15 protein-coding genes and 1 riboswitch are annotated in these 15139 nt (G+C 40.0%); of the genes, 2 read left to right on the forward strand and 13 right to left on the reverse strand.

Features of this window, described 5'->3' with window-relative positions:
* Window positions 1–2 precede the first annotated feature (2 nt).
* The 12 genes from ypeB to NSQ52_RS10670 all read right to left on the reverse strand — a co-directional run bounded on the left by ypeB (window position 3) and on the right by NSQ52_RS10670 (window position 11834).
* A complete protein-coding gene (gene ypeB, locus NSQ52_RS10615; RefSeq protein ID WP_008344510.1) occupies window positions 3–1352 on the reverse strand; it encodes a germination protein YpeB in 1350 nt (449 codons plus the stop codon).
* A 16-nt stretch (window positions 1353–1368) separates the two neighbouring features.
* The gene (gene sleB, locus NSQ52_RS10620) at window positions 1369–2289 is read right to left on the reverse strand and encodes a spore cortex-lytic enzyme (RefSeq protein WP_138278688.1); all 921 of its coding nucleotides are present in this window, start codon (window positions 2287–2289) and stop codon (window positions 1369–1371) included.
* Window positions 2290–2421: 132 nt separating this feature from the next.
* A complete protein-coding gene (prsW, locus tag NSQ52_RS10625; protein WP_008344507.1) occupies window positions 2422–3078 on the reverse strand; it encodes a glutamic-type intramembrane protease PrsW in 657 nt (218 codons plus the stop codon).
* 155 nt (window positions 3079–3233) lie between these two features.
* Window positions 3234–4205: a YpdA family putative bacillithiol disulfide reductase gene (locus NSQ52_RS10630; protein WP_039165767.1), complete on the reverse strand. Its 972-nt coding sequence runs from the start codon at window positions 4203–4205 to the stop codon at window positions 3234–3236.
* Window positions 4206–4329: 124 nt separating this feature from the next.
* Window positions 4330–5604: a Glu/Leu/Phe/Val dehydrogenase gene (locus NSQ52_RS10635; RefSeq protein ID WP_007500982.1), complete on the reverse strand. Its 1275-nt coding sequence runs from the start codon at window positions 5602–5604 to the stop codon at window positions 4330–4332.
* Window positions 5605–5800: 196 nt separating this feature from the next.
* Window positions 5801–6379, reverse strand: coding sequence for a genetic competence negative regulator (locus tag NSQ52_RS10640; RefSeq protein WP_007500984.1), 579 nt, complete (start codon window positions 6377–6379; stop codon window positions 5801–5803).
* A 164-nt stretch (window positions 6380–6543) separates the two neighbouring features.
* A complete protein-coding gene (locus NSQ52_RS10645; RefSeq protein ID WP_217967025.1) occupies window positions 6544–7332 on the reverse strand; it encodes a metallophosphoesterase in 789 nt (262 codons plus the stop codon).
* Between the two features lie 87 nt (window positions 7333–7419).
* Window positions 7420–7872, reverse strand: coding sequence for a DUF2663 family protein (locus NSQ52_RS10650; protein WP_007500988.1), 453 nt, complete (start codon window positions 7870–7872; stop codon window positions 7420–7422).
* Between the two features lie 64 nt (window positions 7873–7936).
* Complete coding sequence (locus NSQ52_RS10655; RefSeq protein WP_342473319.1) at window positions 7937–8698, reverse strand: LysM peptidoglycan-binding domain-containing protein; 762 nt, start codon at window positions 8696–8698, stop codon at window positions 7937–7939.
* The gene (locus NSQ52_RS10660; RefSeq protein ID WP_342473320.1) at window positions 8643–9284 is read right to left on the reverse strand and encodes a CPBP family intramembrane glutamic endopeptidase; all 642 of its coding nucleotides are present in this window, start codon (window positions 9282–9284) and stop codon (window positions 8643–8645) included. Before NSQ52_RS10660 ends, NSQ52_RS10655 begins: the two co-directional genes overlap by 56 nt.
* A complete protein-coding gene (locus NSQ52_RS10665; protein WP_268412376.1) occupies window positions 9281–10789 on the reverse strand; it encodes an ATP-dependent DNA helicase RecQ in 1509 nt (502 codons plus the stop codon). Before NSQ52_RS10665 ends, NSQ52_RS10660 begins: the two co-directional genes overlap by 4 nt.
* Window positions 10782–11834: a helix-turn-helix domain-containing protein gene (locus tag NSQ52_RS10670; RefSeq protein ID WP_277518673.1), complete on the reverse strand. Its 1053-nt coding sequence runs from the start codon at window positions 11832–11834 to the stop codon at window positions 10782–10784. Before NSQ52_RS10670 ends, NSQ52_RS10665 begins: the two co-directional genes overlap by 8 nt.
* Window positions 11835–12102: 268 nt before the next feature.
* Between NSQ52_RS10670 and NSQ52_RS10675 the strand changes: the two genes are divergently transcribed.
* A complete protein-coding gene (locus tag NSQ52_RS10675) occupies window positions 12103–12351 on the forward strand; it encodes a ferredoxin (protein ID WP_008344492.1) in 249 nt (82 codons plus the stop codon).
* A gap of 34 nt (window positions 12352–12385) precedes the next feature.
* Here NSQ52_RS10675 and NSQ52_RS10680 read toward each other — a convergent pair whose 3' ends face one another.
* On the reverse strand, window positions 12386–12967 hold the full coding sequence (locus NSQ52_RS10680) for an ECF transporter S component (RefSeq protein WP_008344490.1): 582 nt from the start codon (window positions 12965–12967) through the stop codon (window positions 12386–12388).
* A 149-nt stretch (window positions 12968–13116) separates the two neighbouring features.
* Window positions 13117–13249, reverse strand: a riboswitch (FMN riboswitch).
* Window positions 13250–13536: 287 nt separating this feature from the next.
* Between NSQ52_RS10680 and serA the strand changes: the two genes are divergently transcribed.
* The gene (gene serA / locus NSQ52_RS10685) at window positions 13537–15111 is read left to right on the forward strand and encodes a phosphoglycerate dehydrogenase (protein ID WP_017359773.1); all 1575 of its coding nucleotides are present in this window, start codon (window positions 13537–13539) and stop codon (window positions 15109–15111) included.
* Window positions 15112–15139: the final 28 nt, after the last annotated feature.

The following is a 15139-nucleotide window of genomic DNA, read 5'->3' on the forward strand; positions in this document are numbered from 1 at the left end:
TTCTATAGGTCTTTATATATAGGTTCTGCATTTTTTAGTTTATCTACTCTTTCTTCTTTTCCAGTATCTGCATTAATGAACATTCGGTACGTGTCGTTTTTAATGGTTCCTAAAAACTCATAGCAGAGAACTTCCTCTGACATATCATTTTGAACAAGAGCTACATGTGTATCCTCGATCTTCACATGTTTATTTAAGGTCTTTTCAGCTTCTTTTCGAGAAATCTTTGGTGCTTTTATGTCACGTTTTCTGTGATTCATTAAATAGTCTTTCGCTGAGAATCCCACAACCTCACCATCATCTAAAGCGACTTTCATTCGAATACTATCTGGATAAAGCAATACGTTATTCTGTAAAGGTACATAGGTAAATACGCCGATATTATCGAATTGCGCACTCTCATCTAAATGAAATGATTCGGTATCGAATCCATGCTTCTTTAAGAAACTTAGTGCTTTTTCTGAGGCATCATTTAAACTGATTTTTTGTTTTTTCACTTCACGGTTCTGAAGAAGATAGACAGGATGGCCGCCTTTTTCAGTCAAGTCTAAATAAAAGTTTGCCCGGTTGTCTGGGTCAGACATTGACAGGCTGTAGACATCACGGTTCGTTTTACTCCCACTTTTTCTCACCTTGAAATCTTTGTTATGGTCAGGCGCAAATTGCTGGGCGATACGAATCGCTTCTTTTTTTGAAATCTTTTGCCCTTTTAAGTGATTGTAGCCTTGCGTTTCTGATTCAGTTGACACATTTGTAGGGCCAAGATCAACATCTGCAAACGCATCAGCATTTCTTTCAACGGTTTTTAATCCGTCAATGATGGTGTTGTCGTTTTTTCGATCTCCATCAGCAAGTGCCATTTCAACATCCATCCATTTTAAATTTTTGTTGAGTACGAGATGCTGCACTTGTCTAAGTTCGTTTTGAATATCTGCCGCTTGATCATATAAAGTGGTAATGGTTTTGTGTGTATCTTTGTTTAATGGTTCATCTGATAAAGATTTAAGTGACGATTTGTAGCTAAAGTCACCGACATTCGCTAGAAACTCTTCTGTTTTGTTAAAAGGCATCAATGTGAGCGGAAGCTGACTGACATTGTTATGCGCTTCTGATGACATTCTCCATACATCTGCCAGTGCTGGAGATATAGATGTTTGGCTATTCATCGCAAGTGTTGCGCCAAGTTTATCGTGCAGCTGATCGACTTGATACGTTAAATCATGGAAGGCTCTTTGATAGTTGTTCTCTGCATGAAGCAGTACTGCATCTTTTTCTTGATGCTCTTTATAGCCCCAGTATCCTGTTGAGATGACAGCAATTCCTAAAATAGCAATCAATATTCCTCTGATCATTTATTTACACCTCTTTTTATTCACAGAAAATATGTTTCCCGATTCGTTTAATTTGTGGTCTTCCCCAAATCCATGGGCTTGTTGCTGTATCAGGATTAAAGTAATAAACGGCGCTTTCAGATGGGTCCCAGCCATTAATGGCATCAAATACTGCCTTTTTAGCGGTTTCATTTGGCGCCATATAAAATTGTCCATCTGCTACAGCAGTAAACGCAAGCGGTTCAAAAATGACACCAGCAATCGTGTTTGGAAAGGTCGGGTTGTTTAAACGGTTTAAGATGACGGCTGCGATCGCTACCTGTCCTTCATAAGGTTCACCTCTCGCTTCACTATAAACAGCTTGTGAAAGAAGCTGAATGTCATTGCTTGAAAAACCACCTGGCATGTTGGCTGCTGTTTGTTTCGGCGTTTGATTTGCTTGACCATTTCCTGACTGCTTTCCAGACTTCCCAGTCGAGCTGTTTCCTCCGCTTTGACTTTTTTGATTCTCTTTTGCACCTTGTGCTGTCTTTTTTTGCGTGTTTCTTTGCGCAGGAGCCTTTGTTTGCTGATCAAGAGGTTTCCCGCCATAATGCGTAAACTGATTTCCTTTTTGAAGCTGCTGCTGCACAAACTCTTTATAGTATTTCGTCTTTTGAACTAATAGGCTTTTTGTTTTTTCCCCTACGAGTCCATCGACTTTCTTTACACCAAACTGGCTTTGAAAATTGCGCACGGCCCAGTAAGTTCCCCAGCCATACACCCCGTCTATTTTTCCATTGTAAAAACCATTGTATTGGAGCCTTGCCTGGAGCTCGACGACATCTTCTCCTGTAGCTCCCCGCTGAATCACTTGATTCGTGAAAGCTTCACTTTTTTCAGCTGTCATCAATGAAGACGCGAGCAGAACAATTGAGAAGATAAGGACGATTTGTTTCATGAAACGAGCTTTGTCCATATTTGATCCTCCTGTACTTTTGATGTTTGAATATATGTTTCTTCCGATCCCTATTTTTATACATTCATCACAGGAGGGAATTGGATGGAAAAGACAAAAAACGCCCTAAAGACGTATAGGACGTTTTCCAATTTAAATTTGTACCATCTTCACCGCACGGGCTTTTTTGGCTTTCCGCAGACCAAACCACCATAAAAAAATCATGAACGGCAACATAATATATCCCCAATTTTTCATGCCAAGAAGAATGAAATCATATAAGCCATGAAAAAGGATAGGAAGTATTAAAGAGAGAATCAGCCATTTTCGCTGCTCTTTTTTATCAGAAAAGCGAGCTTTACCTATATAAAATCCCATCACCACACCAAATAAAGCGTGGCTTGATACAGGCAGCAAGGCACGTGTAAACGCGTACTCTACCCCATGACCCACTAAGTACAAAATATTTTCAAGTGTCGCAAATCCAAGTGAGACACTTGTTCCATAGACAATCCCGTCATAGTGTTCATCAAACTGTACGTGCGCATAGACACTAACCATTAAAATAAACCACTTTAATGATTCTTCTAAAAAACCCGATGTCACAAATGAAATCACGATAGGATTCGTGGCGATATTTTCCTCTTGGAGGACATACTGAATAAACATGGTTGGAAACACAAGTATGACACCTAGCATAAAAGATCTGATGACCATATGAACCGGCTCATTGTCGTATTGATCTTTCAAATAAAAATAACTTAAAAGTGCGATGCCGGGAGCTAAACCTGCTGAAATGATTGCGATCATAATCAGACCTCTTTCCCTACATTATCCTTTATTATCGTACCACGAATCACCCCTTTTTTATATGACTCGAGCCCATTTTCCCAAAAATAATCTTCTATATAATCCCAATTTACATAAAAAAGAACTGAATCCCTTAGAAGGACCCAGTTCTTTTTTTACCCGTTGATTCTTTTGTTGATTTCTTCTGCAATTAACCCGCCATGAAATCTTCCATTTTCAATGAAAATTTCGTTGGCGTTGTTACCAGCTGCAATGACCCCTGCAATGAAAATACCTTCTACATTTGTTTCCATTGTTTGTTCATCAAATGCTGGGCGGCCTGATTCTGGATCGATTGTTACACCCATTTTTTCTAAAAATGAATGATCAGGATGATAACCTGTCATCGCAAACACATAATCACTTTTCACTCGATCCGTTTGGCCCTGCTGGTTTGTAAAGACAATATCCTGTTCTGTGATTTCCTTCACCTCTGCACCGAACTCCATTCGAATGGTGCCATTTCGAACAAGCGCTTCAAACTCTGGTAAAATCCAAGGTTTGATGCTGGATGAATATTCAGTTCCTCTATATAAAACCGTCACCCTGCTTCCGCATTTCACAAGTTCCAGGGCAGCATCAACACTAGAGTTCTTCCCGCCGATCACCGTCACATCTTTATCAAAGTAGGGGTGTCCTTCTTTAAAATAATGATACACATGAGGAAGGTCTTCCCCTTTTACATTCATATAGTTAGGATGATCATAGTAGCCAGTCGCAATCACAACATATTCACATGTATAGTCGTCTTTTGATGTATTTACCGTAAAACGGCCATCTTTTTTCGTCACAGCGTTTACCTTTTCAAAAGCATTCACACGAAGGCTTTTTCGTCTGACCACCTCTCGGTAATAGGAAAGCGCCTGAATACGAACGGGTTTCCGATTTTCAGTGATAAAAGCGACGTCACCGATCTCAAGCTTTTCACTTGTACTGAAGAAGGTTTGGTGTGTAGGGTAATGATAAATACTGTTGACCACATTGCCCTTTTCAATCACAAGTGCATCAATCCCAATTTGCTTGAATGCAATGGCAGCTGATAGACCGCACGGGCCGCCTCCTATTATGATCGCTTTTTCTTGTTTCATTTGTTCCACTCCTGTCGTTTCACTGCAATAACAATTGCTGGGCTGTTTGATTCTTTGCATGATTCCATAAAAAAATCTCCTATTTAAGGATAGGAGATTTTAAGGCGCGATGCAAATAAGTCGCTTAAATCCAGCCTCTGAATCGAGAAGCTTCAGCCATTTTACGTACACCGACCATATATGCTGCTAGTCGCATATCAATACGGCGGTTTTGCGCCATTTCATAAATATTATTAAATGATTTCACCATCATATCTTCTAAACGAGTTTCTACTTCTTCTTCTGTCCAGTAGAACCCTTGGTTATTCTGAACCCATTCAAAGTAAGAAACAGTCACTCCACCCGCACTTGCAAGTACGTCTGGAACAAGCAGTACACCACGATCTGAAAGAATTTTTGTCCCTTCCAATGTCGTTGGTCCATTTGCTGCTTCTACGACAATTTTGGCTTTAATGTTCGCCGCATTATCTTCTGTAATTTGATTTTCAATGGCTGCAGGTACTAAGATATCACAATCTAGCTCAAGCAGCTCTTGGTTTGTAATTGTATCATTAAATAATTTAGTGACGGTTCCAAAGCTGTCACGTCGGTCAAGCAAGTAGTCAATATCGAGACCATCTTCATCATACAAACCGCCGTAAGCATCTGAAATTCCTACGATTTTCGCTCCGGCATCATACATAAATTTAGCCAAGTAACTTCCTGCATTTCCGAATCCCTGAACGACAACACGAGCCCCATTGATGTCAATTCCTTTTTTCTTCGCCGCTTCTTTGATACAGATCGTTACACCTTTTGCCGTTGCAGTATCACGTCCATGTGAGCCTCCAAGAACAATTGGTTTTCCTGTAATAAATCCTGGCGAGTTAAATTCATCAATTCTAGAATACTCATCCATCATCCATGCCATGATTTGAGAGTTTGTAAACACATCTGGTGCTGGAACATCTTTTGTTGGTCCAACGATTTGACTAATTGCGCGTACATAGCCGCGGCTTAGTTTTTCAAGCTCCCTAAATGACATTTCTCTTGGATCACAGATAATACCGCCTTTTCCTCCGCCATAAGGAAGATCCACAATACCACATTTTAAACTCATCCAAATTGAAAGCGCTTTTACTTCTTTTTCAGTAACGTTCGGGTGGAATCGAATTCCGCCTTTTGTTGGACCGACAGCATCATTATGCTGCGCACGATAACCAGTGAAAATTTTCACCGATCCATCATCCATACGTACTGGAATTTTGACCGTTAATAGGCGAATTGGCTCCTTCAGCAATTCATACACTTCTTGCGGATAGCCCAATTTATCAAGCGCTTTATGTATGACGGTTTGAGTTGACTTTAAAACATCTAGCTTATCTTCTGCGTTATGAGCGGCGTTTTGATCGGCTGCCATTAAAATAAACCCCCTAGAAATCTTTCATGATCTACTGCTCCCTTTCAAGCAATAGTATACACCTTCGTACTGGTAAAGCAAAGGTAAAAAGCGTTTTTTATCAAAATAAAATATCAGCGTTTATAAATATAAAAATGGATATAAAAAAATACTGTTGTTTCATCACAACAGTATTAAATATAATAGAAAAAAGTGATTAAAAATACAGTTGAATCGTTTTCACTGCATCTTCCTGCATGATCACTTTTCCGTATTCTTTTAACCGGTGAATGGTTAATGTCGTCGGTGAACCGAACTCCGCTAAAATAGAAATGACCGTATCTGCAGACAGTTCTTCGAAATCATCTAGACTGAGAAAATATTGACCTTCATAATGGTAAACTGTACCCCCTAAAAGTCCAATACGACTTAAACTATGGGACAGTTGAATCACATCTTCAAACGAGGCAAATTGATAGAGCACATGCTTGCTCTCGTCGAGCTTGACTTGCATCTCAATGTAATCTTCATCAAACTCATCATCAGCATCTTCCTGCTGACTCTTTGTCACAATGACGACCATCCCCTGCGCCTGAAGAGAAAATACTTCAACAGCAATCGGTCCATTCGCTTCAAAACCGAGCTCCTGATTCGCTTCGTTCATCATGTCTTTAAACAGCTGATGAACTTTGAACGAATCTTTCCAAAGGTCTTCTTTCGTAAGACCTCGGTCTGTCAGATCATCTAGTGTGAGAAAAATTTTGATTTTATTATAATTCAGACGCTCTAGCCGCATAACGTTCCCTCCTGCCTCTTCTAACACACATCATACTGTAGTATATGAGATGATGAGTCATAGGTTCTTAATTTTGTATTCAGTTTACACTGTGTCAAGACGGAAGACAAGCATGAAGCTATGCTTACGGTGACTTTTATGGAAAATATTGATGGGGCATCAACTTAGCGCGTTTTTAGCGGCATTAAATAGATCAGATGGGTTTCTGGTTCTGCTCCAAGACGCATCGGAATCTTTGTTGTTCCGTAACCATTACTAATCAGAAAGAAAGCACCTTTGACTTGGCCTGTTCTTCCTTTTTCATACGGACCAAATTTCCCAATGCGAATTTGACCCCCATGGGTATGACCGCTCAAAACGAGATCAATTCCCTCTTCTTCACTCATCAAGTGATGCACATCTGGGTTGTGTGATAAAAGGATATTCACGTCTTCTTTGACAAACTCCGGCCGTATCGCTTCATAATCTGCTTTTTCAAGCCGGATATCATCAATTCCGCCTATTTTAATGGGCTGTCCTTCAAAATTCCACACAGCCGTCTCATTTTGCAATGTCGTCACCTGATAGGTATGGAGGATGTCTTTGAGTTTTTGCTGATGCAGCTCATGGTCGTTATTCCCCCACACAAAATACACCGGGGCAATCCTTGCTAAACGTTTCACATTTTCTTCGACTCTAGCATATGGGACTCCCTTTTCAGCTAAGTCCCCGCCGATCATAATGACATCAGGCTGCTGCTCTTCCACTTCCGCTAATAAAGTATCACTAATTAGACGGCGATGGGTATCAGAAATAAAGAAAATGACTGCAGGTCGATCTGACTGAAGTCCTTCTATTGTAAAGTAATGCTTTTTGATGTTGTTTTGTTTTGCCGTTTTCACCATTTTCGCTGTTACACACACACCTGTTGTCACAGCCGCTATGGCAGCAGTAAATCCGATGGCATATTTCATTATGAATGACTCCCTTGTATCAGCTTTCTTTTATAGGACGCTTGAATGAAAAAAGACGTTTCAACTGTTTAAACGTCTTTTGCTCATTTATTTACTTTCATAATAGAGGTTGATGTCATATTGCGTCTGCATGAAGTGAAAAACGGCCTCGCGCTCTTTCCACTGATTTGATTGAGGCCATAAATCTGTGCTTTTCTGTATAATTTCACATCTGAGCTTATGATATTCATCCTCAGCCTTTTCTTCTTTTTTCTTATAATAATACGATGCGTAAAAAGCAAACACTTCAGCCATGATCCAAAACAGAAACACCTCATGGCCAAGCAATGTGGCAATCATCGCTTCCGGCTGCAGGGAGCCCCCGCTATTAGCTGTTATCACAAAATAAAACAGAAGAATCGCAAGTGATAAAAGGGCTGTCCATTGCCACCTTTTGCATTGTTTTGCAAATCCCTCGTATTTGCGTTTCCTTTTGATCAATGTTTCAATCATTTTCTGTGTCGGCTGATCCATATAGCGGCTGATTGCGTGCAAAGTCATCACATACACCCTTGTCCCTTTTTTCTACATATGTATGTGCTTTTCGATTCATTCATGTCAAATATTAATTTTCTAATGGGATATTCAATACTTGTCCGCTGTACACGCTATTTCCTTTTAAATGATTGTAAGCTCGAATTTTCTCTTCCCCTGATCGGTTTTGATAATACTTCATGGAAATTCGATACAAGTTTTCCTCTGGTCCAACAGTATGCTGCACGACACGAACAGGCTTTTCTTCCTTCTTCTTCTTCTCTTCTGCTTCTTTTCGCTTTTTCTCTTCCTGCTGTTTTTGAAGAGCGAGCTGTTGCTGCTCACGCTTTTTTGCAGCTTCGGCCTTTTCACGCTCAGCCTTCTCTTTAGCAGCTTGTTCTTTTTTCTTTTGCTCTGCTTTTTCTTTTGAACGCTGCTTTTCTTTATCAGCATCTTTCTTTTTCTTCTCATCATCAGACGCATCCGCTTTGTCAGCGCTTGAATCATTTTTTGTGTCAACAAGTGCTGACGGGACTGGATCTGTGTCAGCACTCGATGTTTTATCAATATAAACACCTTGATTGTTGTTATCGTTAATTTCCTTTGATGTGTAATAAATCAACAGGAAGAAAACCGTGACGACAATAATAGGAAAGATAATAGCCAGTGTCGTAAACAATGGATTACGCACCTTTTTGGTTCGCTGCTTTTTATATTCATGAAAATCTTCTCGTGTAGGAAAGTGAGAGTCATCTGAAGGATGCACTTTTTCTTCTTCAAGATTTTCCTCTACATCATCATGGATGTTTGTCAGCTGCTGCTTTTTTCTCTTCATTCTCGACATTTCTTCCATGTTCATCCCTCCCCCAATATTTAAAACGAATTTGACATGCAAAGACTAGGTCAATGACAAAGTGTGTCATGACAGGAACGAATAAATTTCCTGTCCACTCGTATAAAAGTCCTAAAAAAATACTAATAGAAACCACAAGGATAAACAAGAGTATTTTTGACAAGTAGCGAAAGTGAAGAAGTGCAAACACAACGCTTGCAATCTCCAGTCCAAATTGCTGCTGAACGATCCCGCGAAATAAAATTTCTTCTGAAAAGGCAATGAGCAGCGTTAACCAAACAATATGCAGGATGCTGCGGTTTTTGAACATTTTTTCATTTAATCCGCCATCATCATACATATGAGCCGGAAACACCTTCATGACAATAGCGTCGACAATAATCACAAGCAAAGCGCCGCCAATTCCGTAAGTCAGGATACGCATATCTCGGATCTGCCATAAGGCTGTAAAATCAGTCCAATGATCAAACATAAACATCCCTAGTAAAAAAGAGACAATCAGCATGAGCAGCTGTGTGAAATACAACTGTTCTACTACTTGTCGATCGGTTAATTTTTCAATAATACGGCGATGTTGTTCAATCAATGCTGCGCCTCTTTTGTCAGGTGAAACAGACGATCCAGCTCGGTCTTCCAGTGTTTCATTTCATTCAGCTCCAATGGTTGATCTTTTTTTTCGTAATCAGACAGGTCAAGTCCGCATGAAGAGCAGCAGTTCCCAAAGGAAGCGTCCTCCGTTAGATCAAGCTGCTCATCAAAGTATGATAACAGAGATTGCCTAAAGCAGCGATGGCCAGTGATATGCTCTTTAAACTGCCACACTTTTTTTAGCTTTTCTGTTTGTCTATCCTGCAGCTTTTCTTTCAGCTTCTTCATGAGCAAACGGGGCTGTTCAGTTTGGTACATCTTGTAATAATGCGAGAGCATTCGCGCACGCGTCTCCTGAAGCCCTGCTTCCATCAATTGTTCACGTAATTTCTTTTCATCATTTATCGGCATATGTGATACTCGAGCTAAGAAAAAATCAATTTCTGGATCATCAAAACCTTCTGCTTGAATCAAATGACTTTGAATATCCGCATCCTCTTCTGTATATAAAAGAACGCTCACACTATTTTTCCCGTCCCGTCCAGCTCTTCCAATTTCCTGCATAAATGCTTCAATTGACTGAGGCGGACTCATATGAATCACAAAGCGTATATTTGCTTTATCAATTCCCATTCCAAAAGCACTTGTACAGCAAATGAGATCAATTTGACCACTGATAAATTGCTGCTGGATCAGCATGCGGTCTCCTGACTCCATTCCACCATGATAAAACTCTACACGTTGATGCGTTTTTTGTTTCACCAAACGTGAAATATCTTCTGTCATTTGCCGGGTCGGACAATAAATCAGCCCAGGCCCTTGAAGGGTTTCCACAAGCTCCAGTGCTCGTTTCTCTTTTGCTTCTTTCGTTTCATGTGCCTCTTTTAATAGTGCAATATTCGGCCGGTTGACTGAATGAATATGAACATCTGGATGCTCTAGCCGCAACGTTTGCACAGTATCTTTTAAGGTTTGTTTCGTCGCAGTTGCCGTTAGTGCTAAGGCGACAGGATTGCCGAGCGCTTCCCTCCATTCCCCAAGCTTGGAGTATTCAGGGCGGAAATCATGTCCCCATTCCGATATACAGTGGGCTTCATCTACAACGAATAGCCCCACATGCATCGCTTTGAGCTGCTCTAACAATACCTCTGACATAAGCGCCTCAGGTGCGACAAATAAAAATTTATATGATGGCAAATGCCGAATAATATGTCTTCTTTCTTGAAAAGACAGTGTACTGTTAAGCGCAGCCACTCGCTTTTCACCGCGCATTTTCATGCGTTCCACTTGATCTTCCATGAGTGATAAAAGAGGTGAAATGATCAGCACTAACCCGTCTGTCAAATAGCCCGGAATTTGATAACAAAGTGACTTCCCGCCACCAGTAGGAAGCATGGCAACCGTATCTTTTTGTTGAAGTACACTTCGAATAATGTCCTCCTGACCTGTTTTGAAGGCATCATAACCAAAGTATCGCATCAGCGTCTGATGAAGCTTATCCACTTGCTTTCACCATCCTTGTCAATGCCAATCGTATTTGAAAATAAGTAAATGAATGCTCGAGACTTTCTTTGATCAGCTTCATCTTGTTGGTTTGGAGCTGACCGGCTACCTCATGTATCGCCTTTTGAGCTTCACTGCTGACATATGGTTCGATCGAGAAGCTCGGCTCATGTATCGAGAGCTCCACAATATGATCTTCAATTGTCGCTTTTTTTAATGAACGAATATGAGCAATTTGATCAATACTGAACCCTTTTTGTACAAGCTCAAGCGTTTTATGGGTAGAGGTGGTCAGCACACGTTTGAATTGAAGATCATCTATCATTCGCTGGATGATCGGTGCCTCACCTTTTTGCGCACATTGAATAAAATAATGGAGCACATTCCAAAAAAGCAAGTAAACATACCATACATCTTCTTTCATCCATTCCGCCATTTGCTGGTACGTCCGTCCGATTCTTTCATTTGAAGTCAATGAATAAACAAAAAGCAGTGCCTCTTGATCAGTTAAATGAGCAAGAAGTGTTTCAAGCTCATGATGGATATCTTCAGAAAGCTTTTTCTTCTGGTGATATTGCGAGAAGAAGGATTTCGTCCAGTTTTGAACCGATATATCTCTTTGAATCGGCACATAGTGTTGTGACCGCGCTGCATGATGTGAAAGGACCTGCACAAGTAAAGACAGCCTCATCCATAACACCTTTGCTTTATCATGATACTTGGCACCATCAAAATAAACTGGCATCGGTTTTTCAGTGAAACACTGCCTGAGCATACTTATTCCTTCATCTGTGGCAATGAATGTATCCTCTGTCTTTCTGATAAAGTGTTGCTCTAGCAGCCTTTTTACAGAGCGATTCAGCTGATCCCTCGTAAAAGCTGGATAGCAGCCGAAGTAGCTAGAAAGCTGAAACAAACTTGCATCCTGTATCGTTTGTGATGATTTTTTTCCTTTAAAAAGATGGTAGACAGCACTAATGGAGCGTTCGCCGTTCAATTTATGTACGCTGTCCATCAACATGACATCCAAGTAATGAATCGTCATTGACCAAAGCACCTGTCTTCCTGACAAAATTCGAATATTTTCTCCCTTTATTTTAACAGATTTCATTGAAGAAGAAATGTTTAAACTCAATTAATGGGGGAAAGTTATGAACAAACCCTTATGTGATAAGCATTCTCAATCACTTTACAGTTGAAATGTGAATTTAAAATCATTACAATAAGGTTTGAGGAAATTGGTTTTTTATCGGTGAAACTAAAAAGGTTAAACCATTTGTTCCATCGAACAATCTGGGAGGTATTTTTTTAACATGGCAAAATATACAATTGTAGACAAAGACACATGTATTGCTTGCGGCGCATGCGGTGCAGCTGCTCCAGACATTTATGATTATGATGATGAAGGCATTGCATTTGTCACGCTTGATGACAATCAGGGGACTGTAGAAGTTCCAGAAGTACTTGAAGAAGATATGCTTGATGCATTTGAAGGTTGCCCAACTGACTCAATTAAAGTTGCGGACGAAACTTTCGATGGTGATCCACTTAAGCATGAATAGGATAAAAGCCCCTTTAAAAGGGGCTTTTTTTATATTAACTATTTTGAAGTCGGCGTTTATTTTCAAACCATGGACGCATTTTGACAAAAATGAAACTAAAAACGATGGTGATGATGATTCCTTTAATCAGGTTAAAAGGCAAGATCCCTGCTGTAATGGTTGCCTTTAGCACATGATCTGACAGGACGGGTGCATTCAAAAACCATGTATAAGCAGGTAGGAACAAGAAATAGTTTAAGATGCTCATCATGACTGTCATGAGTAATGTTCCGAGAATCATGGACCACGCTAACCCTCTTGCTGATTTAATCTTTTTAAAAATAAAAGCCACCGGTAAGATGAATAGTACACCTGCTGTAAAATTCGCTACTTGATCCACAGGAACACCGGACATGCTACCATGAATGAGGTAGTGCAGTAGATTCTTTAAAGCTTCAACAGCAATCCCAGCACCTGGCCCATAAATTAAAATCGCAATAATCGCAGGAATGTCACTAAAATCAATTTTTAAATACCCAGGAAGCCCAGGGAAAGGGAAATTCAATAACATTAATACAAATGCGATACTGCTAAGCATGCTGATGACAACTAAACGTTTTACTTTACTTTGATTCAATATTCTCTCTCCTTTTCGATCAAATCTTTCGAAAAGAGGATTGTTCAATTTTAGCCACAAAAAAACCGCTCTGAATACATACACAGGAGCGGGAAATTTAGGCTACACAAATAAACGTATAAACAGACATGTTTTCAACGTTTACGAACCTCCATCTTCTCCCATCCAGACTATACTGTCGGCTTCGGAATCACACCGAATCCTGCCAAAAAAGGCTCGCGGGCTTAGAGACTATGCCTCATCACCGCCGGTAGGGAATTACACCCTGCCCCGAAGATTGATCATTATTCAATTCGACATCATTATATATGATATATGAGCATTTGTACAGATAAAAATCCTGAGCAAATTCATCAGTTTTAAGAAATCGTAAAAAACCTAAAATTTATAATGACAAATGCGTAAAAATTGGTTATCTTTTGTTTAAAGGTGTCCATTCTCGATCAAGACACTAAAAAATGTTCGTGTTTTCTTTTTCGCTTTACTGCTTTAATTTGATTGACACAGTGAAAAGGAATATGGTAAATTATCAGATATTTATGACGTTTATTTTAGGAGGAAATCTTACGATGTTTCGAGTATTAGTCTCAGATAAGATGAGCAATGATGGTCTTTTACCACTATTAGAATCAGATTTTGTTGAAATTGTTCAAAAAAATGTAACAGAAGCAGAAGATGAATTACACACGTTTGATGCCTTACTTGTCAGAAGTGCCACAAAAGTGACAAAAGAACTTTATGAAAAAATGACTTCATTAAAAATTGTTGGCCGTGCCGGTGTGGGAGTCGACAACATTGACATTGATGAAGCGACAAAACACGGTGTGATTGTCATCAATGCGCCAAATGGGAATACGATTTCAACGGCAGAGCATACGTTTGCGATGATCTCATCTCTCATGCGTCATATTCCTCAAGCCAATATTTCTGTGAAATCAAAAGAATGGAACAGAGGCGCATATGTCGGTGCTGAGCTTTACGGAAAATCTCTTGGGATTGTTGGCTTAGGCAGAATTGGAAGTGAAATCGCCCAGCGTGCAAGAGCATTTGGCATGACGGTCAACGTATTTGACCCTTTCCTCACAAAAGAACGTGCCGAAAAAATTGGTGTCAATGCAAAATCACTTGATGAAGTGCTTGAAGTATCAGATATTATTACGGTACATACACCTTTAACAAAAGAAACTAGAGGACTTCTCAATAAAGAAACAATCGCAAAAACGAAAAAAGGTGTTCGTCTAGTGAACTGTGCACGCGGCGGCATCATTGACGAACGAGACCTTCTTGAAGCACTTGAAAATGGTCATGTCGCAGGGGCTGCACTCGATGTATTTGAAGTAGAACCACCTACTGAGAATCCACTTGTGGATCATCCAAACGTCATTGCCACTCCGCATCTTGGTGCATCTACAAAAGAAGCACAATTAAATGTGGCGGCACAAGTCTCTGAAGAAGTTCTTCAATTTGCAAAAGGACTCCCGGTCATGTCATCTATTAATCTACCAGCGATGACAAAAGACGAGTTCAAAAAAATCCAGCCTTATCATCAATTTGCGGGAAAACTTGGACGTCTTGTTTCTCAATCGATGAGAGAACCTGTAAAAGAAGTCAGCATTTCATATGAAGGATCTATCGCAAAACTCGAAACATCATTTATTACAAAAAGTCTGCTTTCTGGCTTTTTGAAAGAGCGTGTCGATTCGACTGTAAATGAAGTCAATGCAGGTATGGTGGCAAAAGAACGCGGCATTAGCTTTAGCGAGAAAATTTCTTCAAGCGAATCTGGCTATGAGAACAGCATTTCCATTGAAGTCAAAGGTGACCTTTCCACCTTTACATTAAAAGCAACGTATATCCCGCATCTAGGTGAACGTGTCGTTTCTATTAATGGTTTCAATATTGACTTTTACCCAGATGGGCACCTTGTCTATATTCAGCATACTGACGCACCTGGTGTGATCGGTCAAGTTGGAAAGATTTTAGGCGACCACGATGTGAACATTGCGACAATGCAAGTAGGCCGTAAAGAAAAAGGCGGCGAAGCCATCATGATGCTTTCTTTTGACAAGCACCTTGAAGATGAAATTGTCCAAACGTTAACTGAAGTAAGCGATATTCTTTCTGTGCGTCTGATTGACCTATAAAAAATGGTAAACCTCATGCAAAAGCATG

Source organism: Bacillus sp. FSL W8-1141, from assembly GCF_038593205.1.
Lineage (GTDB): Bacteria > Bacillota > Bacilli > Bacillales > Bacillaceae > Bacillus > Bacillus altitudinis.

What these genes read in the sequence shown, in the direction of transcription:
- ypeB (WP_008344510.1), bottom strand. Translation starts at nt 1,352, where the DNA reads ATGATCAGAGGAATATTGATTGCTATTTTAGGAATTGCTGTCATCTCA.
- sleB (WP_138278688.1), bottom strand. Translation starts at nt 2,289, where the DNA reads ATGGACAAAGCTCGTTTCATGAAACAAATCGTCCTTATCTTCTCAATT.
- prsW (WP_008344507.1), bottom strand. Translation starts at nt 3,078, where the DNA reads ATGATCGCAATCATTTCAGCAGGTTTAGCTCCCGGCATCGCACTTTTA.
- NSQ52_RS10630 (WP_039165767.1), bottom strand. Translation starts at nt 4,205, where the DNA reads ATGAAACAAGAAAAAGCGATCATAATAGGAGGCGGCCCGTGCGGTCTA.
- NSQ52_RS10635 (WP_007500982.1), bottom strand. Translation starts at nt 5,604, where the DNA reads ATGGCAGCCGATCAAAACGCCGCTCATAACGCAGAAGATAAGCTAGAT.
- NSQ52_RS10640 (WP_007500984.1), bottom strand. Translation starts at nt 6,379, where the DNA reads ATGCGGCTAGAGCGTCTGAATTATAATAAAATCAAAATTTTTCTCACA.
- NSQ52_RS10645 (WP_217967025.1), bottom strand. Translation starts at nt 7,332, where the DNA reads ATGAAATATGCCATCGGATTTACTGCTGCCATAGCGGCTGTGACAACA.
- NSQ52_RS10650 (WP_007500988.1), bottom strand. Translation starts at nt 7,872, where the DNA reads ATGACTTTGCACGCAATCAGCCGCTATATGGATCAGCCGACACAGAAA.
- NSQ52_RS10655 (WP_342473319.1), bottom strand. Translation starts at nt 8,698, where the DNA reads ATGGAAGAAATGTCGAGAATGAAGAGAAAAAAGCAGCAGCTGACAAAC.
- NSQ52_RS10670 (WP_277518673.1), bottom strand. Translation starts at nt 11,834, where the DNA reads ATGACGATTCATTACTTGGATGTCATGTTGATGGACAGCGTACATAAA.
- NSQ52_RS10675 (WP_008344492.1), top strand. Translation starts at nt 12,103, where the DNA reads ATGGCAAAATATACAATTGTAGACAAAGACACATGTATTGCTTGCGGC.
- serA (WP_017359773.1), top strand. Translation starts at nt 13,537, where the DNA reads ATGTTTCGAGTATTAGTCTCAGATAAGATGAGCAATGATGGTCTTTTA.